Source organism: Mycolicibacterium obuense, assembly GCF_055397605.1.
On sequence record NZ_AP043663.1, the window covers coordinates 4,439,024 to 4,459,372 of the forward strand.

Here is a 20,349-nt window from a genome sequence, read left to right on the forward strand (position 1 = left end):
GTGAGAGCGCTCGGCGCACCTGGGCTCGGCGGTGACGAAGCCCAGGTGCTGCGTCGTGCCGGTGTAGGCGACGGGCTGCCGTTCCTACTCGGCCCCGACGGCTCGTACGACCTGGAGTTGAACCGGTTCGTGCGCGAGTTGGACGGGTGGGGTGTGCGCTCGGAACACACGAGAGAGGCGTACGCGCGTGATCTGATGTTGTTCGGCCGCTTCCTCCACGAGCACCGTGGTGGACGGTCCATCTGGGACGCCGGCCAGGACGATCTGCGCGCCTACAAGCGGGCGCGGCGGCGGACCAAGGGCTTCACGGTGTCCGCGTCGACCTGGAACAGGTTCATCGCGGCGCTAGACAAGTGGGTCAAGTGGGCGATACACGAGGAGCTGATCGAGGCCCAGCCGTTCCGCATGGTGGAGAAGACGGTGTTGACGCCCCGCGGGCTGGTACGGGTGCTGTTCAATGCCGAGCGCGAGGTCGAGGACAGCGCCGGGCCGGTGCGGTTCCTGGCCTACGAGGACTACCTGGTGTGGCGGGACGTCGGGTTGCGTGGCCAACTACCCGACGGCTCGCCGGACCCGAGTTGGCGCGGTCGGCACGGCGAGCGCAACGCGGTGTTCGCCGACCTGTTGGTCTGCACCGGGATGCGGCTGAGAGAGGCGTCGAGCCTCCTGGTCACCGAGGTACCGCCGCTGGCGCAGCGGCGGCTGACCGGAGACCTGAACCTGCCCGCGACGATCACCAAGCGCAGCCGGCCGAGGACGGTTTTCGTGTCGCGCCGCGTGCTGCGCGACCTGCACCACTACGTCGACATCGAACGCGACGAACTGGTCGAGCGCCGCCGGGCGGCCGGGGCTTACGGGTGTACGGACGCCTGGATGGGAGTTCGCTCCGCCGGCAAGACTGCGCTGACGCTCGTCGAGGATGGCCGCTCGCGGCCGTACTCGCGGGTGACGATCGAGGAACGGCAGCGACTGTGCCGGGTCGGCGACGACGGTCCGGGTGGTCCGTTGTGGCTGTGGCTCGGTGAGGACGGCTTGCCGCTGTCGCGGTCGACGTGGCAGGCGGTGTTTCGGCGAGCCAACGAACGGTGCGCCCGGTTCGGCCTGGACCTGGTGGTCCATCCGCACGCCCTGCGTCACACATTCGCCGTGCACATGCTCGGGCTGCTGCTGCGCCAGACCGTCCGCGCGTTGCGCATGGAGCCCGGCGAGACCCTGATGAGCCAGCAGGTGAAACGGCTGCTGGTCGGCGACCCGCTGCGCAAGTTGCAGCTACTGCTCGGCCATCGCCAGCGCGAGACGGTCTTCGTCTACCTCGACGTCCTGGACGAGGCGCAGGAGATCGTGCTGTCCGCGCTGCGCGAATGGGATGAACAAGCCGAAGCGCTGAGCAGGGTCCGGCTTGAGGATGGTGCTGCCGCGTGAACCGCACCGAGGGTGCCGGCTCCGGTCGCCGTGGCCGCTGGGCGGCTTTCCCGACCGAGGAGCAGATGCCCGCGCAACCCGCTCCTGTCCCGGACATCGGTCCGCTGGTGCTCCGGCTGCACCTGGATGGCGCCGACCGCACGTTCGACATGTCCGCGTGGCCATGCCCGCGGTTGACCCGCCAGCTTGCCGCGACGCTGCGCACGGTGGCCGCCGACGGACCCGAATCGAGTTACCAGGCGTTCAAGGTGAACCTGTTCTCGGTGCGGAAGTTCGTGCGGTTCATCACTGGAGCCGAACCGCAGAACGCCACCGAGGTCGAGTTCAGTGACCTGGAGGCCGAGCACATCGACGCGTTCGAGCAGGCGCTGATCGCCGAGTACGGACCGGACAGTGACCAGCCGCGCATCAGCATCGGTGTGGTGGTCCGGCTGCTCCGCGTGGCGTTCGACGCCAGCCCCACGACGTTCGATCCCGACCTGGCTATCCGGCTGAGGTTCCTCGGACGGGAAACCCGTGCCCGTCAGACGAGACCCTTGGATGCCTACCCGCAGAACGTGTTCGAGGCGATCAGGAACGCCGCGCTGGCGGATGTCCGCGCGATCGCGCGCCGAATACAGGATGGCGAAGCCCGAGCCGCGACGGGCCAGGACCCGAACGTCGGCGGTTGGGATGTGATCGAGAACGTGCTGTGGCACATCGCCCGTCACGGGCCTGTCACGATGCAGTTCCTGCGGCCCCTGGTCGGCAAGAGGCTGGGCAACGGGCGCCCGCTCAACGCGGCGCTCATCCTCACTCGGGAGGACAACGTCGTGTTCCTGATCCTGCTGATCTGCATGACCGGGCTTGAGCCGGAGTGCGCCAAGCGGTTGCAGGCCGACTGCTTGACCAACCCGGCCCGCGGGTTCGTGAGTGTCAACTATGTCAAGCGGCGCGCGCACGGTCGCCGGATCTCTAAGTCCATGCGGGTCAGCGATGGCGGTGCCCTGCACCATCCCGGCGGTCTGATCCGACTGGCGCTGCGGCTCACCGCGCGAGCCCGCGAGTTTAGTGGCAGCACCGATTTGTGGGTCGACTACGGAGACAAGGGCCTGCGGGACTCCTTCCCGCTCGGCGGGCAGGGTCCTTGGGGTCACGTGGACAACTGGCAGAAACGACACGGCATCGACCAGATGACCGACGCTGACGGAACGCCGGTGCGGCTGGATCTGCGGCGGCTGCGCAAGACCTACAAGTCCCAGCAATACCTCAAAGCCACCGGCGTGCTCGCCGACTTCACCCAGGGCCACACCGCCGACGTCGCCGCAAACCACTACGCAAACATCCCCGCCCACGACGAGCTGCACGACCAAGCCGTGGAGAACGGCCTGCGCGAAGCGCTGGACGTCGCGCTGCCGCCGCCGGTGGTACTCGACGAGGACGGCACCCGCCTCGATGCCGGAGAAGGGGACCTGCCACCCGAGCAGGTGCAGGCGCTGCTGTCGCGCGAGAGCGACGTGTTCCTGGCCTCCTGCCGCGACTTCTACGACTCGCCTTTCGGGGCGAAGGGCAAGCCGTGCCCGGTGTCGTTGTGGGGCTGCCTGGAGTGCCCGAACGCGGTGTTCACCACCCGGCACCTGCCGCAGGTTCTGACCTTCCTGGACTTCATCGAGCGCCAGCGGGAGGAGTACCCCGTCAGCGAGTGGAACGTGCGCTACGGCCTGGCGTGGGACCGGATCGTGCGCGGCATCCGGGCCAAGTTCCGAGACGAGCAGATCACCACCGCCCAGACGATCGCCGAAAGCGGTGGGGCACGGTTGCTGCTGCCGCCCGAGTTCTGGGAGGCCGTCGCGTGACCCGCGCCCCCGCACCGCGCCCGTCCGCCGCGCCGGAGCCATCGGCCGATCCCTGGGTGCTGCCCGAGTCCTTGACCACCGAGACAACTGGCCGCGGCCCCCGGTTCAGCGACGACATCTGGGATTTCCGACCGTTCGCGCCCCGCAGCAACGGCTACCTCCGGCTGGACTTCACCGAGCTGCCCGACGAGATCGCGATGCTCACGGCCAAGGAGTTCATCTACTCCCGCATCCACCGCGTGGTCCCGCTGTCCTACGGATCGCGGACCGCCCGACCGATGAAAATCACCAACACCTACAAGGACTTCATCATCGTGCGTCAACTGTTTACCGAGCTCGGCAAGCAGGGCGTGACGCGCTTGGCGCAGGCCCGCCAATCCCACCTGGACGCGACCGCACGCGTCTGGCGTGAGACCTGTGTGCCAAACACGCTGGCTGTCCGGATCGGCGTCATCCAGCACCTGGAGGCGCACAGCCCGTACCTGACCGCGGACCGCCTCACCGTCGTGCCCTGGAAGGGCCGCCCGGCCACCCAGGTCGCCGGGCGGCGACCGGACGAGGAGAACAGCACCCCGCGCATCCCCGAGCCGATCATGGCTCCACTGCTGCGCGCCGCCCTGTTCTACGTCCAGACCGCCAGCCGGGACCTCCTGGCCGCCCAGCGGGAAATCGCCGACCTGGAGCAGGCCCGAGCAGGCGGCCGGTGCCGGCATGGCGAGGCTGTCACCAAGATCGAGGCGTTCCTGGACCGCCGCCGTCAGGAGGGGCGAGGTGTTCCCGCACTGCCGCTGTACTGCCTGGCCCAGCGCCCGACCGCGCCGGTTGTCGACGGCGTCGTGCAAGCCCCGAACGCCGCTCTCGTCGCCCTGATGAGCGGAACCAACAGCTTCCAGGGGCATCCGACACGGCTGATGGAGCAGATCGGCGCCGAGATCGGCTACGAAGAGGGTGGTCTGGACACGCCGATCTCGACGTGGCCGGACACCGGGCGACCCTGGCGAGGGCGGCTGAATCACCGCAGCCTGCATGACGAACTGCACCACCTGCGCACCGCCTGCTGGGTGCTGGTGGCTTACTTGTCAGGACTTCGGGACATGGAAGTCCTGGAGCTGGCGCGGGACTGCGCTGTCACCACCACCACCGCCGTTGACGGCCGGACCCGCTACAAGCTGCGCGGCCGGGTCTTCAAGGGCCGCAAGCTCACCGGTGACGAGGCCGAGTGGGTCGTGCTCGACGCCGTTCACGAGGCGATCGACGTCCTGCTGCAGATCAACGACGACCCCACGCATCTGTTCGGTTACCGGCTCTGGCCCGCCAGCAAGCCACGGCTGGCGAACAAGCTCACCGAGCGCCTCGGTGGTTTCCGGGACCACGTCAACGAGCTGTTCGGTACCCAATCGTCCGACGGGGTGGCCGAACCGTTCGTCCCCGCCGACGGGGAACAGCAGTGGGTGTTCACCACCCGGCAGTTCCGGCGGAGTCTGGCCTGGCATATCGCACACCAGCCCTTCGGTGTGGTCGCCGGTGCCCGGCAGTACCACCACGCCAAGGTGACCATGTTCGAGGGCTATGCCGGGACCTCAGCCTCTGGGTTCGCCGCCGAGGTCGCCGCCGAGGAGGCGGTCGCCATGCTCGACTACGTGGAGGATCTTTACCGGGATTGGAACACCGGCGCCCAGTCCGGCGGTGGGGCGGCCGAGCGGATCAACGCCGAGTTCCAGCGCATTCGGCGCGAGCTGGGTGATCTCCCCGGCGTCGTGTCCGACGAGCTGCGGCTGCGGACGATGCTTCGGCATCTCACCAAGACGCTGCATCCCGGCGTGCTCAACGACTGCTTCTTCAACGCGGCGACCGCGGTCTGTGTCAAGCGAGCCAAGGTCGTCGGGCAGCCCGTTCCGCAGCACAACATGTGCCTGCGCTGTCCGAACGCCCGACGGTCCACAGTGCACCGGCCCCGGCTGGCCGCCGCCCGCAATCAGGCCCTGGATCTCCAGGCGTCCTGCGAGAAAGCCGGTCCGGTCCCGAAACTCCAGCAGGTCGCGCTCACCGGCTACATCACCGAGCTCGACCAGCTCATCGGTGATCTCGACAGCGAGGAGGCGCAGGCGTGACCCGCGTCGCTACCCAAGTCCGCCTGGAGCAGGCGCTGACCCGGCTGCTCGCCGGTCAGCCGACTGTGACCGACGGCGAGCTGACGGTCTCCAACCTGTGCCGGGAAGCCGGTGTGGGCCGCGACTCGTTCTACCGCTCGCCTCCGGAGTTCAAGGACGCCGTTGTTGCGGCACAAGCGAATCGAGAAGCCCAGCAACCTGAACTCGTCGCGCTGCGCGAGGAGATCACCGCCCTCAAGCGGGAACGCAAACAGACCGCCAGCGACCACGCCGCCACCGTGCGGGAACTGGAGGAGACGATCAGGGTCTACGCCAACCAGATCCAGGTCCTCGCCCTGCGCAACTCGGAGTTGGAGGACCAGATCCGACATCTGGCGCACCACGATCCCGACGTGATCTCGCTTCACACCCGGAGGTGACCCCCGTCCACCGACGCTGTGACACCGAGAGCGGCCGGGCGGTTTCTAGATGGCGAGCTGTTCGAGGGCGGCGAGGTACGCCTCGGTGTAGGTCGGGAATTGGGCGACGCCGTCGAGCAGGGTGTCGATGGAGATCTGGGCGCGGATGGCGAGGGCGGCGGTGTGGATCCATTCCCCGGCTTGGGGTGCGATGGCCCAGGCCCCGATGAGCGTCCGCTGGGTGCGGTCGGCGATGAGACCGAGGGTGCCGTCGGGGTCGGTTTCGTAAGTCCAGGGTCGCGCGATCGAGTCGGCGAGGTCGAGTTCGGTGGTGGCGATGTCGAGGCCACGCTGGCGGGCTTGGTCGGTGGTCAGGCCGACAGCGGCGATCTCGGGTTGGGCGAACACGACGCGGGGGATGCCGCTGTAGGTGGTTTGGCGGGGTGTGCCGAGGATGTTGTCGGCCACGACCCGTCCTTGGTACATGGCGACGTGGGTGAACAGCGCGACCCCGGTGACGTCGCCGAGCGCCCAGAGGCCGGCGGTGACGCGGCAGTGCTCGTCGACCTCCAGCGCGCCGCGCGGGTCCGGTGTGACCCCGACAGTCTCCAGGCCGAGCCCGTGGGTGCGGGGGCGGCGTCCGGTGCCGAGCACGACGACGTCGGTGCGCACGGTGGTGCCGTCGTCGAGGTCGATCACCGTATCGGCGCCGTCGCGGCGCGCGGCGGTGGCCTGCCGGCCGAGACGGACGTCGATGCCGTCGGCGCGCAGGTGGGTGGCGACGATGTCCCCGACACGGGGGTCTTCCCGGTCCAGCAGCCGGTCGCCGCGCTGGATCAGGGTGACCCGAGCGCCCATGCGAGCGAGGAATTGGCCGAGTTCGATCCCGACGGCGCTGCCGCCGATCATCACGATCCGCTCGGGGATCTCGCGCAGGGTGGTAGCTTCCCGGTTGGTCCATACGCTGACCTCGTCCAGGCCCTCGATGGGTGGGTGGATCGCGTCGGAGCCGGTGGCGATCACCACGTGCTCGGCGGTGAGTTCCCGGCCACCGGCCCGTACCCGCCACGGGTCCCGGCCCACCAGGGCTGCGGTGGCCTTGATAACCGTGACGCCCTGCTTCTCGTATCCGGTGACCTGCTCTGTGTCGTCGAGGTGGCGGATCATGTAGTCGCGGTAGTCTCGCAGTGCCGCCCAGTTCTGCGCCGGAGTGGACAGGCCGGCCGCGTGGGCGGCTTCGGCGCGGGCCTCGGGTGGGCGCAGCAAGGTTTTGGACGGGATACACGCCCAGTAGGCGCACTCCCCGCCGATCAGTTCCTGCTCGATCAACGCGACCCGCCGTCCGCCCGCGTGCAGGCGCGAGGCGGCGGTCTCGCCGCCCGGTCCGGCGCCGATCACGATTACATCGAAGTCCGTACTCACAGTGGCTGTCCCTTCTCGGTGATGGCGGTTCGGGCGGCGCAGGTGGGCGTCAGCAGCACCCGCCGGGCTCGGGCTCCTCGGATTGAGCGGCGTCCAGCTGCCGGCCGAGTTGATAAGCGTCGGCGACTGGGAGGACCGATCCGCCGGGGTGCTCAGCGAGCCAGGGCGCCGCGGCGTCGGCGTCGGCGAAGAAGTGCACGTGGTTGCAGAAGGAAGCCCGTACGGAGACCAAGTCGTCAGGCGTGACGATGGAGACCATCGCGGTCTGGGGCTCGACATCCCTGACTCGGTCGGGCTCGACGGTGAGCCGTATCGGGGCACCGGTGCTGTGGCAGGGGGATTCAACCTGGGCGGATTGGCCGAGGGTGGCGGGGAAGATGAGGGTGTCCAGGGCACACCAGGTGTAGAGCTGGTGGCCGTCGACGGTGAAACGGTGCGGGGTCGGGCGCAGCGTGATGCCGTAGCCGACGATCCGTCCGGCGTCGTCGTATTCGGTGTCGCGCAGTCGGCCCACCGCCTGCGCAACCTCGTCACCGGCGCGGCCGGTGGCGGCCGCGAGGTCGGCAATCGTGAGGGGTTCGCCGCGGGCCAGTTGCCGCAACAGCGGCTGCCATAGCCATCCGGCCGGGCTGTCCTGGCGGGAGAAGACACTATCCATAGTGGACACCACGGTGTCCAGGTCATTCGTCATCGGGATTGTCCTTCCGAGAGCAGGGTTTCAGGAGGCGCAGCAGGAGAGTTTGGACACGTCGCGGGTGAAGGTTTGGGCGGCGAGTTTGATGCCCTCCGCCATCGTCAGATAGGGGCACCACAGGTCGGCCATCTCGTGCACCGTCATCTGGTTTGCCAGCGCATAGACAGCGGTGGCGATGACGTCCCCGGCGCCCGCGGCGAGCACGTGCGCGCCGAGCAGCCGCCCGGAGCCTTGTTCGGCGACGAGCTTGATCGCGCCGCGGGTGTCGCGGTTGACCAGCGCCCGCGGCACGTACTCCAGCGGCAGCACCCGGCACTTACAGGCGTAGCCCTGCTCCACCGCTTGGACGTCGGTCAGCCCGGCGGAGGCGAGACTGGGCGTGGTGAAGGTGACCGCGGGCAGGTGATGGTAGTCCAGGGTGCGCCCGGCGTCGCCGAAGGCGTTGTCGACCACGACGCTGCCATGGGCCCCGGCGACGTAGACGTACTGCGGGTGCCCGGTGACGTCCCCGGCCGCCCAGACGCGCGGGTTGTCGGTGCGCAGATACTCGTCGACGACCACCTCCCCGCGATGCCCGGTCTTCACGCCCACCGCGTCGAGATTGAGCCCGGCGGTGACCGGGTTCCGCCCAGTCGCGAGCAGCAGCCGCTGCCCAGTCACCCGCTGCCCACCGGCGGTGACGACGACGCCCGAACCATCGGCCTCAACCTCAGTGGCGCGCTCGGCGATCACGGCGATGCCGTCGTCAGCGAACACCCCGGCCAGCAGGCCGGCGAGTTCCGGTTCGGTGTGCGGGGCGAATCGGCCCACGATGCTCACTCGGACGCCGAGGTGGGCGAACAGTTGCGCCTGCTCCAGCCCGACGTAGCCGCCGCCGACGACGACCAACGACTCGGGCAGTTCGGTCTGCTCCATCGCGGTGGTCGAGGTCAGGTAGTCCACCCGGTCGGCTCCGTCGAGGCCGTCGGTACGCGGGGTGGAGCCGGTGGCGATCAGGTAGTGCTCGGCCTCGACCCGGACGTGGCCGCCGTCATGCAGGTTCACCTCCAGCGCCGGTCCCTCGATGAACCGGGCCTCGCCGGGCAGGATCTCCCACCCGTACTCGGCGGCCAGGTCGACGTACTTCTCCGCCCGCAACCCTGCCACCAGTGTGTCCTTGCCACCGATCAGCGCGGCGGCGTCCACCGGGCCCGCGCTGGTGGAAATCCCCGGAAAGTGCTGGTCCAGCGCCACATGGCGGGCCTCGGCCGCGGCCAGCAGTGCCTTCGACGGCACACAGCCGACGTTGACGCACGTCCCGCCAACGGTGCCGCGCTCGATCATCACCACGCTCTTGCCCTTGCCGCGGGCCGCGATCGCCGCCGCGAACGCACCCCCACCCGAACCGATCACCGCCAAGTCGTACCGCACCAGCGATCTCCTCCCACTGACATATTCGTCTTCCCGGATGCATAGATGCTAACCTAAGATTCGTACATCCGGATACGACAGACACTCGATGTGAGGACGGCGACCGTGGCCGACGCTTCCGAACGCAGCAGCACGCTGCTGCCCACCGAGCCGAACGGGGTGGAGATGATGGCGAAATTCTTCCGCGCCCTCGGCGACCCCGCCCGGCTGCGGCTGCTGGAGTTCCTGCTGCACGAGGAACACGCCGTGGGCGAATGCGTCACGCACATCGGCCTGTCCCAGGGCCGGGTGTCCAGTCACTTGGCCTGCCTGTCCGACTGCGGCTACGTGCAGCTGCGCCGCCAAGGCCGCTTCGCCTACTACCGGGTCACCGACCCCCGCGTCGCGGAACTGGTGCTGCTGGCGCGCTCGCTGGCCGCGGACAACGCCGCCGCCCTCGCCGCGTGCATGCGCATCACCGCCCCGAACGCCTGACCAGCCGAGGAGACCGCCTCCATGTCGACCAACCCCGGCTCCGAGAGCAAGCGCACCGCGCTCGCCGCCGCCGGTTTCCTCCTGGTCCCCATCGTGTGTTGCGGCCTGCCGGTGCTGATCGCCGCCGGAGCCCTTGGCGCGGTGGGCTCGGTACTGGGCAACCCCTGGGTCATCGGCACCGCCGTCGTGGTGGTCCTCGCCGCGGTGACGCGGTTCGCGCGCCGGCGCGTCACCCGACACGGTGCCACCCGAGACAACTCGTGCTGCCCGCCCGTGCCACCCGCCCGCGACCAGCCCGATCGGCCACACGAGTCCTCCCACCCCAACCAGGAGTCCTGACCCATGCCTGACGCACCCGCCCCGACCGGACCTGCCGCGCTTCGCTCTCGTCGACGACTCGTCACGATCGCGCTGACCGTTATCGCCGTCGTCGGGATCTCCGTCGTGCTGTATTCGGCGTTTTCCCCGTCGAGCAAGCAGACCGCGTCCCCACCCGCTGCCGACGGCAGCGCAAAGGCCGGGACCACTGCCGCTGCGGGAGCGTTCACCGCCCGAACCCTGCAGGGCGTGCAGGTCGCGGTGCCCGGCTCGCGGCCCAGCGTGCTGTTCTTCTTCTCCGTCGGGTGCGGCGGTTGCGGTCCGGCCACCCACACCCTCGCCCAGGTCCAGCAGGCGGTCGGCACGAAGGCGAACTTCGTCGCCGTCGACATCGGCCCCGGCGAAACCGAGCAGGACATCACAGACTTCCTCACCGCCAACCAGGCCACCAGCCTTGCCTACGCCAGCGACAGCAACGCCACCCTGATCAGCGCCTACCAGGTCACTCAGCTGTCCACCGCCGTCGTGCTGGACGCCTCCGGCAAACCGGTGTTCCGCGCTGTCGAGCCCACCGCCGATCAGATCCGTGCCGAACTGGCCAAGGTGAGCGCGTGATCGGCCCGCTGTTGGCGCTCGCCTTCGGCGCCGGGATGCTCGCCCCGGTCAACCCCTGCGGCTTCGCCGTACTGCCCGCCTTCCTCGCCTACGCCGTCGACACCGGCGACGGCCAGGCGGACGCGCGGCCCGGCGCTTTGTCCCGGCTGGCCGGTGGCCTGCGCGCCGGGCTCGCGCTGACCGCCGGGTTCGCCGGCACCTTCACCGCCATCGGACTACTACTCGCCCTCGGCTTGCGTTCCCTGACCGGTGTCATCCCGTGGCTGGCCGCCGCGCTCGGCGCGATCCTGGCCGTGGGCGGCCTGGCCATGGTCGCCGGCGGACACCTGCCGCTGCGGCTACCCACCCGCCGTTCCGGCACCCCGCGGCAGGGGCCCAGAGGCATGGTGGCCTTCGGCGCCGGGTACGCACTGGCCTCCGCCTCCTGCACGCTCGCGGTGCTGCTCGCGGTCGTCACCCAAGCCCTGGCCAGCACCAACATCTCCGGCGTCCTGGTCGTATTCGCCGCCTACGCCGCCGGCTCCGCCACCCTGCTGCTGTCCCTCGCGCTATTCGCCGCATTCGCCAGCGGCCTGATCAACCGGTTCCTCCGACGGCTGCTGCCCCACATGAACCGCATCACCGGCGCCGTGCTTGCCCTTTCCGGCGGCTACCTACTCCTTTACTGGCTGCCACAACTACTCGGCGGGCACCCCGGCATCGGCGCACTCACCGGCGTCGTCGGCACCGTGTCAGCCTGGATCACCGGACACCAACTTGCGATCGCCATCACCGCACTCGGCCTCATCCTCGTCACCGCGATCGCCACCCTCACCCGCCGCGAACGCCGCCACACCACCACCGACACCGCCGACGACTGCTGCGCACCCAGGCCACAGCCCGAAGAAAATGCGGACCAGGTAGGAGGACCCGGTAGCAGGTGACCTGCCTGCCGGGATCCAACTGGCACGCGGGCCTCTACGATGCGAGCCCGAGGCGGCCGGATTGTCCCCATGGGAGTCCGGCAGGCGGCAAAGCCTTGCTGTAGAAGCAAACCACCACAGTCGACGACGCAGGGCTGCGGACTCTGCATGCCTCCATCTTCACGGAGAATCGCGCAAGCATCGCCCCGCACCACGCCGCCGGTTGCTGAACCGTCGGCATCCGCGAACGCATCGCCCAGCGGGGCGGCGTCTGGCACAACACAGTCTTTTATCGAACGCCGCTCAGCCGTCCGATGATCGGTCGGCCCAGTCTGACTGGACATTTGCCGCAACGAGTGGCCATTCCGCAAAGGCTCGGCTACCGCCAGTTCGCAACGCGGCCATCAAGAGTTCAGTGAGACATGAGGGTCCTTGAGCGGCTACTTCACCGTTCGATGATCGGGCAGATCGATCTGTTCGGTTCCGACTCGGTATCGGCTGCCACGGCGGTGTCCCGACTGGCGGTGAGGCTCGCACGCAGCGCCAGCAATTCGGTAATGGTGTTGTCGATCTCCGCGATCCGGGCGTCGAGTAGATCCCGTACGGCTCCGCACGGGGTGGGACCGGCGCGGCGGAGGGTGAGGATGGTGCCGATGTCGTCCAGGGGGAGGTCCAGGGCGCGGGCGCGGCGGATGAAGGTGAGGGTGTCGACGTCGTCCTGGTTGTAAAGGCGGTACCCGGCCGCAGTGCGCTGGGCGGGCGGCAGCAGGCCGCGCTCCTCATACAAGCGCACGGCCTTACGGGTGAGCCCGGCCGCCTGGGCGGCCCGCCCGACGGTCATCGCCTGGGCCATCGTCTGCCTCCTTCGCGTCCCGGCCGCTCGCCTTGACCTTCACCTGGGGTGAAGGTTTTAGCGTCTCCAGTGTAGGACCGGAAACCGAAGGGAGGCGCAGGTCATGGCAATAGTCGAGTGCGAGGTGTACCGGCGCCCGGACCCGGAGCGCGGATGTGAGATGACCGTCACCAAGGGCGCCGTCCCAGGCCACGGTCGCGACCGCAACCCCACCTGTTGCTGCGGGCACACCATGGAGAAAGTCCGCTGAGCCGCGGCCAGCCAGGACGTGCGGGCACCGGGCTGCGCCAGGTGTTCTCCCATCCTGGTTACCGCCGGTTGTGGGCGGCGCGCACCGCTTCTGCCTGGGGTGACGCGTTCGCCACCGTGGCGTTGGGCCTGCTGGTGTGGGACCGCACCGGCTCCGGGCTCGGTGTGGCCGGGGTGATCGTCGCGGAGATCGTCCCGGTGCTGCTGCTGGCACCGTTCGCTGGGGTGGCAGTCGACTGGTTCTCGCCGGTGCGGGTCATGGTGGTTGCCGACTTGGCGCGCGTGCTGGTGGCTGCGGGGCTACCGCTGGTCGCCGGCTCGGTGCCGGGCATCTACGCGGTGGCGTTCGCCATGTCCGCAGCGTCGGCGTTGTTCAATCCGGCCGCCAGTGCCGCGCTGCCCGCGCTGGTGAACGAGGAGGAGTTGATCGCCGGGAACTCGGGGATCTGGACCGCCGCGGTGCTCTCCCAGATCGTGCTCGCCCCGGCTGCGGGTGCCGTGGTCGCGACCGTCGGCTATGGCCTGGCGTTCTGGGTGAACGCAGCGAGCTTCGCCGTCTCGGCGCTGCTGCTGTCCCGCCTGCACCTGCTGCGCCCGGCAGCCGATGCGGCCCGTGCCGCCTGGTGGCATCAGGCCCGAGACGGCATCAGGGTGCTGGCCGGGCACCGGGTGCTGCGAGCCTTGGCCGCTGGTCAGGCCCTGGCGGCGTTGTCGGCCGGAGCGACCAGTGCCCTGCTGGTTGTGTTGATCCGCGAGCGCCTGGGCAGGGGCCCCGCCGGATACGGAATCGCGCTGGCCTGCATCGGCGTGGGCGCCGCAGCAGGCCCGTTACTGCTGACCCGGCTGATCACCGATCCTCGCAAACCCGCGTTCATTTTCGGACCCTATCTGTTGCGCGCCGCCGTAGATGCCGTCCTTGCGAGTGTCCGCGTCCCGGTGGTGGCGTTGGGCAGCCTGGCCGGCTACGGCGGGGGCACCTCTGCCGGCGCAGTCACCTTCAACTCGCTGCTGCAGGCCGAAACCCCACCCGCCGCACGCGGCCGGGTCTTCGCCGCCTTCGATCTGATCTGGCAACTCGGCCGCCTGGCCTCCCTCGGGCTGGGTGGGTGGCTGGCTGATGCGGCAGGGATCACCGCCGTCTACGCCGCAGGGGCTGCACTGCTCGTCGCTGCCGCTCTGATCGGCCGAGCCGGTCTGACCGACCATCGCCACCACCAAGAGAAGAGGCGCTGACGCGAGGACTTCGGCGCCGGCGACGACGCTCGGCCACTGGCATCAGTCCGACGAACAGAGCTCCGACTCCGCAGCGATCACCAGGGGCCGGCTGGAAAATCGCCATTCACACCAGGCCCGCCCTTGGAGAATCCCGAGGTAGGTTCCACCGAGGCGCCGCCGCCCTGCGACACCGTTCCTTCTGCGACAGCTTGACTGTTTACATAACAACGTCCACCGTTATCCGTCTACGCGATGCAGGTGTCACCTACCGAGTCATCGCCGCCGCCATGTCGTCCAGCGTGGCGGCAGTTCAGTCCATCCTTGCCCGCGCAGAACAACGGGTCACCACCCCGCAGGTGATGGGCAGCGGAGCCACCCTGAAGGCAGGTATCTGATGACCAAGACACACTTCGCAGCGCTCACCTTCACCGCCCTATCCGCCCTGGCGGGCACGGGGATTTTGGTGCATCAGAGCACCACCGGATCGGGGAAGGATGGGGACGTGACACCTCGCACCGTGGTGCAGGCTGAGCCCGCCCCGTGTCCGTTCCCGTACCCGCTGGCTATTTGTTCCCCCGAGCCGCCCGCGCCCGTTACCCGTCTGGAGGTTTCGGTGCCCGAGGAGCCGATGGACGGTGTGGCGGATGAGTACAGCGCCGCGTGGGAAGAGGTGAAGTGATGGGATCAGGATTCGCAACCGCAGCCGCCGACATGGACGCACTGCACGAACGCATCGCTGATGCCACAGCGCAAATCACCAACTTCGAGTTCCCCGGTACGGGAATGGCGGGCGGCGCAGCGGACAGGTTCAACGCCGCGCAGTCCACCATCACCGCCGCTGCCGAGTCAGCGGGGCAGTACGCCACCGACGCGGCGAAGACGTGCCGCGAACAGGATTCCATCGACCGTGGTTTGGAAATGGCACCGACCCGTGACGACCTGAACGCGTTGCTCCGTAGCGGCGACCACGCCGCTCTAAAGGACGCAGTGGAAGACCACAAGCAGGCAGTGACGGCTCACGAAAATGCAACGCTAAGCAACAGCTTCCCAACCGCACCCGTTGGCACATGCGGCGTACCCACTGACAGTTTCGCGGGTGAAGGGGAAGGCAGCGAGGGGACGCTAGCGGGTGAGGGTGGCACCGATGACGCCACCGAAGGTAACGAAGACAAGCCCGTCACGATGTCCGAGGGTGGTGAGGGCAGCGCCCCCGTCACCATGAGCGAACCGGGTGACAGCCCGCGCGTCCAGATGAGCGACGGGCTACCGCGTCCGACACCGCTCAATGATGATGCTGTCAGCACCGAAACGTCTTCGGACACCATGGCACCCACGACAGGCGCGGGCACAGGAACTCTGTCCCAACCCACGCAGCCGACCCCTGGTGGACAGCCGATTCAAGGTACTCACGGTGCCCCGAACCCCGCGTTCGGAGCCTCTGGCGGACGTTCACCGCAGCTCAGCAGCGCCACGGGCAGCAAGCCCTCCACGCCGAAGAACCCGCAGCGCAAGGACGATGACACATCGACACCCGTGACAGGTGTCGCAGGCGTGACAGGTGTGCCGAGCACAGCCGCGCCATCGTCCCCGGCCAGTACGCCACCTGGCACTGGCACACCTCCACCAACCACACCTCCCACAACGGCGGCACCAGGCGCAACTGCCCCTGGGCAGGGTGGTGTTGGTGGCGGTGGTCTGGCTGGAGCGGGCGCACGCCCACCAGGGCAGACCCTCGGTTCGGGGGAAACCGTTACGGGGCAATCGAACAAGCCGATCTACAGGCACGAGGAGCCCGCGCCACAGCCTGGCGACCCAGATTACAACTGGTTCTTCCATGACGAGGACGAGGACACCAAGGACACCGACAAGAAGGGAGCGGCGTGATGAGCGGCGACATCTACAACCAGACCGATGAGCAGCGCGTGCTGCACGGTGCTCTCAACACTGCAGCAGGTGAATGGGAAGCCATCGCCACCGAGGCAGAGACGGTCACCGAAACCCCCGAGGCGGAGCGCACCGCGTGGCAGGGCAAGTACAGCCCGACCGATGCTCACGCGGCGAAGATGAGTGAACTGAAAACTGGCGCTGGTGCTTTGGCGGCGCAAGCACGTTCCATTGCCGCCTCTCTTCGCACGGTGGCAACGGGTGTGCTGGACAACGCAACGGTTGTGGACGAGAACAACGCCGAAGCAGAAGCACACCTCAACTCCGTGGACACTGACCTGCCTTCACCCAGGTACGAGATATGACACATCCCCTAGCCGATGGTCACAACACCGTTGTACCGAGCGTTGTATCTGGTATGAGAACGCGGCGCAAGGTCACGACCGCTGTCACCACGGGGTTGGTGGCGGCGGCTCTTGTGCTGTCCGCATGTGGGACAACGACCGTGAGCGGTACCGCGATCAGCGACACCACCGCAACGCACACGACGACCTCTACCACCGCGCCACGTCCAATGACCACCGCGCCCCGTCCAACGGGCACACGTCCGACCGACCCGCTGGCAGCCAGCGTCCACGACATCCTCAAGGACATCGACACTTTCTGGGAACAGACGATGGGGCTGGGCAGCGGCGCTGTCACGTTCGCCGTTGGCGAGTTCGATTCCCGCACCGGAGAGATTCCGTTGTGCGGCAGTGACCCGTATGACGTTGCAGGGTATTGCGAGATGGGCGACGAGGACGAGATGCAGTGGGATCGTGCCGCGTTCGAGGACAAGCAAGCACGCGGCGGCGACATGGCGATGGCACTCACCCTGGCTCACGAATACGGGCACGCGGTGCAGGACACCTTGGGCAAGTTCCACGGCAACCGCTTTGTGGAGGTGCAGGCGGACTGCCTGGCAGGTGTGTACATGTCCGCGCGCGGGTCACTGTACGGCTCACTGGACGACCTGGTTCGCCGCGCGCTGCCCACGTCACCGATTGGACAGAAGCCCGCGCGAGAGAAAGCGTTCAACGAAGGCTTCGCCAAGGTGGACGACAAGCTGAGCATGTGCCTGGCGTATCAGGGGTGAGAACCCTGCCGTGACCAACGCGACGGGAGAGCCGTCGAAAAATCATTTAATCAGGCGTGCCTTCATCACGAAACACCGAGCTTACTCAGCGCCGTTTCCACGAGTTGTCGAGCTTGCGCAGCTTTGACCGCAGCGACGGAGAATCCAGCCCACGCCTGGATAACTGCCTTCGAGTCCACTAACTCTCGTGGCGGGAGGACAACAGATTTCAGGTCTTCGGGGTATAAGGCATCTACCACAGACCCACATGCGAGCGCGGAGATTTGTTGCCGCACTGCATCGCTAGCCATCGCCGCCCATATCCAGCCCGCATCCGCTTCGTCCTTGGGCTTAGCTCGCCCGACATGTCCGCTGGCGAGCCAACCGTCCCGTTCCTTGGTCACCAGAGCGGGGTATCCAAGGCTCTCCTCAGCGCGACCGTCCGCTTGAAAACACACGACGCTTTGCCGCAGTTCGTATCCCGTCCCTTCGGTGATACTCCGCGATGAGATGTGCTTCGCCCCGATAGGGTCGGCTTGCAGAATCTGCGTCCCCGACAGCAATGGCGTTCCGTGCCCCGGTGCCACGTAGTAGGTCTTGTACCGTCCACCAGGTTTCGTGACCTGCGCAACGGAGCCCAGCGTCACACCGCCCATGTCGAGCAACTTGTCCTTGACCGCATCGACGTGGGTCGAATGGAACGCGGCGTCGAGGCGGGTGCCCAGCGTCGCAGCTTTAACCGTCCAGCCCTCTCGGAGCGCCTTGTCCTGGGAAACAGCGAGGGCGCTGTTGAGTGCGTCAACGGCATCGTGCAATGCGATCCGAGACTTGCCGCGCGTCTTCGCGGCGCTTCGCATGAGCTTGGCGGTTTCTGCGGTGATGGCGTCGATGAAAGGTAGCCGCAGCGACGCGACGTGCGTATCCGAGATGTGGTCTATGACGGAGCCATTCAGGTCGCCGCGTAACAGGTGTTGACCAACGGCTGATTGAAGAACGGCGAGTGTGTAATAACGTTCCGTCTCATCGGGGATGCGTATGCGAACCATGTCATGCGAAAGTGCGAATCGCGCCAGGTAGTCGTCAGCGATGGTGAGTGGTCCGAGGTTCCGCCCAGAGCAGGTTTGCAGTAGCTCGCCCGCCTTGACTCTGTAATTGGCAAGGTTCGTGGTGCGCGAGACAGACAAACGGTCGGCTTCGGGAGGAAGGTACTCGAACACGTCGTACGGGCGTAGGTAGGAGATGTACTTCTCGCCTGGGACTGCGTAAGCCCGCTTGAACCTGCTCGGAGCGTAAACAGTTCCGTAATCGCCAATTTCGCGCAGGGGCAGCTTCTTCGTGTGTGCCAGGGCAGCTCGAATACGAACAGCGGGCGCGGTGTGGTACCTCGCGTCCAGACGCGTTGACTCGGATACCGTGAGCGCACGTGCAGGCGCGATTATCACTTCTGATCCTTAAGCCATTCACGGTAAACCTGTGCGACTTCGGCGAGTTCGTCGTCAATCTGACGGTCGGTGACGGTGACCTCCCGCAGGATTTCCTTTCCGGTGTCCTGGTCAATGTCAGTGACGGTCTCTTTACGCGTCACCAGCACGTCCTTGCCATCCTCGGTGCGGCGATAGATGACATTCCCTCGCTTGTCGTGACCAATCTTCTCAGCAACAGCCATGAACAACGGATAGTCGAGCCCAGTCTCTTCAGCCTTTGCCACTTCACTGCCGTCCAGGCGGCGCATCAACACCATCGAGGTCTGGGTGTCGTTCTTCGGCTGGAATAGGTCGCGGTGCATATCCACAACGGCGAGAACCTGCACATGGGTGAGCAGCCAGTGCCTGACGTAGGCGAGCCCTGGATTATTCAAGATACCGTTGGGGATGACCATCGCCATACGTCCCGTGCCTGGTTTCAGCAGTTGAATTGCGCGTTCAATGAACAGAATCTCTGGAGGTTGCGAACGCTGCAGGACGGGGTTTCCACTTGCGTCGAGCCTCATCGCCCAGTTGCCTTCGTCGTCCTGGTCCCACATGGCGGCGAGGTCATACTGGATGAGTGTGTCCTCGTCGTCAATCGGAATATTCGCGCCGAACGGAGGATTGGAAACGATGAGGTCGATGCTCCCCAACGGAATGCTTTCCCGCACGCCTCTGTCCCACTTGTACGGATTCTCAAGGGTATTCGCTTGCCAGAGCTGACCTGAACCGTCGTTGTTCATCACCATGTTCATCTTCGCGGCGCGCACCAGAGCGGGGTTGAGGTCTATCCCGAAAACGTTCTTGGACAGATACTCCGTGCGACGGTGGTGCAGTTCTGCGCGTTCGGCATCGGTTCCGTTCGATGGGTCTATCCACTGAGCCCGCTCCTCGGACTCGATGTGTTCAAGTGCGTGATTCATGCCGGTGATGAGAAATCCGCCGGTGCCACAGGAGGGGTCGAGAATGCGCTGGTCTGGCTTGGGATTGAGCATAGTGACCGCCATGCGGCAGGCATTGCGGGGAGTGAAGAATTCACCACGGTCACCACGAAGGTTTGACCCGACAATCTCCTCGTACGCAACGCCTTTGACATCCACAGGCGTGTAGAGCAGCGAGTAGTTCTGGAGTTGGCTAACTACATAGGCAATGACAGCAGACTTCAGGTCAATGGTGCGGTCACGATCATCGAAGATGGTCGGATACTTTTTAACAACCTTGTCCTCGAATAGCTTCTGGATACGGCGCTTGGCAGCCGATGCTGATGCAGTGTTCGCGCGTTCGGCGGGAGTGACGTAAAAGCTGAGGTTCTGCGACCGTTCATCTTCGATCTTGGTGAAGATCAGTTTGAGAAGTTCCCAGAACGCCTCTGTCTTCTGCTTACCCTCGTGCGCCGCGATGTAGTTATGGCAGCGCCGAAATGCAAACAGGAGGTTGTCCGCAGTGGCAACTTTGAGGTCTTTTCGCTTTGGGCGCTGAACGTCTTCCTCGGACTGACCGTATCCAGGGACGTCGATTATCTCATCAAAATCCCAGCCACCCTTACCGTTCGGACGCTTCGCGTAGCAGAACTTGTCATCACCGTTCGTCCAGATTCCATACTTGGCGTTAAGGCACGCTGCCATGTACGACTGAAGCTGCCCGATGCCTTCAGTGCGGTGGGTCGGCTTCACGTCGGAGCGCTTAGTCTCAACCAGGACGTGGCAGTTCGGCTGAGTGTGCGGTTGTCCGGCTCCGAACACCACGATGTCCACCCGCTTGCGGCTGGAACCAACTTTGATGGCAAACTCGGGCTGGCAATCTTTCGGTGCGAACTTGTACTGCCCGACGAGCGCTTTCTCGATGTTCTGTCGGACGTACTCCTCAGGTGTGTCGTTGACGAAGTTGCCCGTCAGGAAGTCCGCCACCTTGCCTTCGGGCACTGAGCCCGCTGGGGTGACACTGGGAGCGTCGTCAGTCACGTCGGA

At 66.7% G+C, this 20,349-nt stretch carries 20 protein-coding genes; 14 read left to right on the plus strand and 6 right to left on the minus strand.

Annotated features, from left to right (window positions below; genetic code table 11):
• The 4 genes from ACZ50N_RS21285 to ACZ50N_RS21300 are packed head-to-tail and all read left to right on the plus strand — an operon-like array spanning window position 1 to window position 5,787.
• Window positions 1-1,422: a tyrosine-type recombinase/integrase gene (locus tag ACZ50N_RS21285; RefSeq protein ID WP_205879576.1), complete on the plus strand. Its 1,422-nt coding sequence runs from the start codon at window positions 1-3 to the stop codon at window positions 1,420-1,422.
• Window positions 1,419-3,257 carry a hypothetical protein gene (locus ACZ50N_RS21290; RefSeq protein ID WP_041783812.1) on the plus strand — a complete coding sequence of 613 codons (1,839 nt, stop codon included), beginning with the start codon at window positions 1,419-1,421 and terminating at the stop codon, window positions 3,255-3,257. Before ACZ50N_RS21285 ends, ACZ50N_RS21290 begins: the two co-directional genes overlap by 4 nt.
• Window positions 3,254-5,368, plus strand: a complete 2,115-nt coding sequence (locus tag ACZ50N_RS21295) for a hypothetical protein (RefSeq protein ID WP_014805451.1) — start codon at window positions 3,254-3,256, stop codon at window positions 5,366-5,368. The genes ACZ50N_RS21290 and ACZ50N_RS21295 overlap by 4 nt, the downstream gene beginning before the upstream one ends.
• Entirely contained in the window at window positions 5,365-5,787 is a 423-nt protein-coding gene (locus ACZ50N_RS21300; RefSeq protein ID WP_014805450.1) for a hypothetical protein, read from the plus strand. The genes ACZ50N_RS21295 and ACZ50N_RS21300 overlap by 4 nt, the downstream gene beginning before the upstream one ends.
• 45 nt (window positions 5,788-5,832) lie before the next feature.
• Here the strand turns inward: ACZ50N_RS21300 and ACZ50N_RS21305 are convergent, their stop codons facing one another.
• Genes ACZ50N_RS21305 through merA form a run of 3 tightly spaced genes read right to left on the minus strand, consistent with a single transcriptional unit; the run spans window position 5,833 to window position 9,292 of the window.
• Window positions 5,833-7,188, minus strand: coding sequence for a dihydrolipoyl dehydrogenase family protein (locus tag ACZ50N_RS21305; protein ID WP_014805449.1), 1,356 nt, complete (start codon window positions 7,186-7,188; stop codon window positions 5,833-5,835).
• Between the two features lie 49 nt (window positions 7,189-7,237).
• Entirely contained in the window at window positions 7,238-7,879 is a 642-nt protein-coding gene (merB, locus tag ACZ50N_RS21310) for an organomercurial lyase MerB (RefSeq protein ID WP_014805448.1), read from the minus strand.
• Between the two features lie 27 nt (window positions 7,880-7,906).
• Window positions 7,907-9,292 carry a mercury(II) reductase gene (gene merA, locus ACZ50N_RS21315; RefSeq protein WP_014805447.1) on the minus strand — a complete coding sequence of 462 codons (1,386 nt, stop codon included), beginning with the start codon at window positions 9,290-9,292 and terminating at the stop codon, window positions 7,907-7,909.
• Window positions 9,293-9,457: 165 nt separating this feature from the next.
• On the opposite strand from merA, the gene ACZ50N_RS21320 reads away from it, so the two are divergent.
• From ACZ50N_RS21320 to ACZ50N_RS21335, 4 genes are read left to right on the plus strand one after another with little or no spacing between them, the layout of a single operon-like run.
• Window positions 9,458-9,766: an ArsR/SmtB family transcription factor gene (locus ACZ50N_RS21320; RefSeq protein ID WP_079633045.1), complete on the plus strand. Its 309-nt coding sequence runs from the start codon at window positions 9,458-9,460 to the stop codon at window positions 9,764-9,766.
• A 21-nt stretch (window positions 9,767-9,787) separates the two neighbouring features.
• Complete coding sequence (locus ACZ50N_RS21325) at window positions 9,788-10,105, plus strand: mercuric ion transporter MerT (protein ID WP_014805445.1); 318 nt, start codon at window positions 9,788-9,790, stop codon at window positions 10,103-10,105.
• 3 nt (window positions 10,106-10,108) lie between these two features.
• Entirely contained in the window at window positions 10,109-10,699 is a 591-nt protein-coding gene (locus ACZ50N_RS21330; RefSeq protein WP_052765176.1) for a TlpA family protein disulfide reductase, read from the plus strand.
• Window positions 10,696-11,622 (plus strand): cytochrome c biogenesis CcdA family protein, encoded by a 927-nt coding sequence (locus tag ACZ50N_RS21335; protein ID WP_014805443.1) that lies wholly within the window; start codon window positions 10,696-10,698, stop codon window positions 11,620-11,622. Before ACZ50N_RS21330 ends, ACZ50N_RS21335 begins: the two co-directional genes overlap by 4 nt.
• A gap of 424 nt (window positions 11,623-12,046) precedes the next feature.
• On the opposite strand, the gene ACZ50N_RS21340 is transcribed toward ACZ50N_RS21335, so the two are convergent.
• Window positions 12,047-12,454 carry a heavy metal-responsive transcriptional regulator gene (locus ACZ50N_RS21340; protein ID WP_014805442.1) on the minus strand — a complete coding sequence of 136 codons (408 nt, stop codon included), beginning with the start codon at window positions 12,452-12,454 and terminating at the stop codon, window positions 12,047-12,049.
• A 103-nt stretch (window positions 12,455-12,557) separates the two neighbouring features.
• On the opposite strand from ACZ50N_RS21340, the gene ACZ50N_RS21345 reads away from it, so the two are divergent.
• The 6 genes from ACZ50N_RS21345 (at window position 12,558) to ACZ50N_RS21370 (ending at window position 16,937) form a co-directional block, all read left to right on the plus strand.
• Entirely contained in the window at window positions 12,558-12,704 is a 147-nt protein-coding gene (locus ACZ50N_RS21345) for a hypothetical protein (protein ID WP_014805441.1), read from the plus strand.
• A gap of 41 nt (window positions 12,705-12,745) precedes the next feature.
• Entirely contained in the window at window positions 12,746-13,936 is a 1,191-nt protein-coding gene (locus ACZ50N_RS21350) for an MFS transporter (RefSeq protein ID WP_014805440.1), read from the plus strand.
• 376 nt (window positions 13,937-14,312) lie between these two features.
• Complete coding sequence (locus tag ACZ50N_RS21355; RefSeq protein ID WP_464473717.1) at window positions 14,313-14,597, plus strand: hypothetical protein; 285 nt, start codon at window positions 14,313-14,315, stop codon at window positions 14,595-14,597.
• Entirely contained in the window at window positions 14,597-15,802 is a 1,206-nt protein-coding gene (locus ACZ50N_RS21360; protein ID WP_464473718.1) for a hypothetical protein, read from the plus strand. The genes ACZ50N_RS21355 and ACZ50N_RS21360 overlap by 1 nt, the downstream gene beginning before the upstream one ends.
• Window positions 15,802-16,167 (plus strand): hypothetical protein, encoded by a 366-nt coding sequence (locus ACZ50N_RS21365; protein ID WP_464473719.1) that lies wholly within the window; start codon window positions 15,802-15,804, stop codon window positions 16,165-16,167. The genes ACZ50N_RS21360 and ACZ50N_RS21365 overlap by 1 nt, the downstream gene beginning before the upstream one ends.
• 140 nt (window positions 16,168-16,307) lie before the next feature.
• Window positions 16,308-16,937, plus strand: coding sequence for a neutral zinc metallopeptidase (locus tag ACZ50N_RS21370; protein ID WP_464473720.1), 630 nt, complete (start codon window positions 16,308-16,310; stop codon window positions 16,935-16,937).
• A 65-nt stretch (window positions 16,938-17,002) separates the two neighbouring features.
• Here the strand turns inward: ACZ50N_RS21370 and ACZ50N_RS21375 are convergent, their stop codons facing one another.
• Window positions 17,003-18,133 carry a restriction endonuclease subunit S domain-containing protein gene (locus ACZ50N_RS21375; protein WP_464473721.1) on the minus strand — a complete coding sequence of 377 codons (1,131 nt, stop codon included), beginning with the start codon at window positions 18,131-18,133 and terminating at the stop codon, window positions 17,003-17,005.
• 221 nt (window positions 18,134-18,354) lie between these two features.
• Entirely contained in the window at window positions 18,355-20,343 is a 1,989-nt protein-coding gene (locus ACZ50N_RS21380) for a type I restriction-modification system subunit M (protein ID WP_464473722.1), read from the minus strand.
• Between the last annotated feature and the right edge of the window lie 6 nt (window positions 20,344-20,349).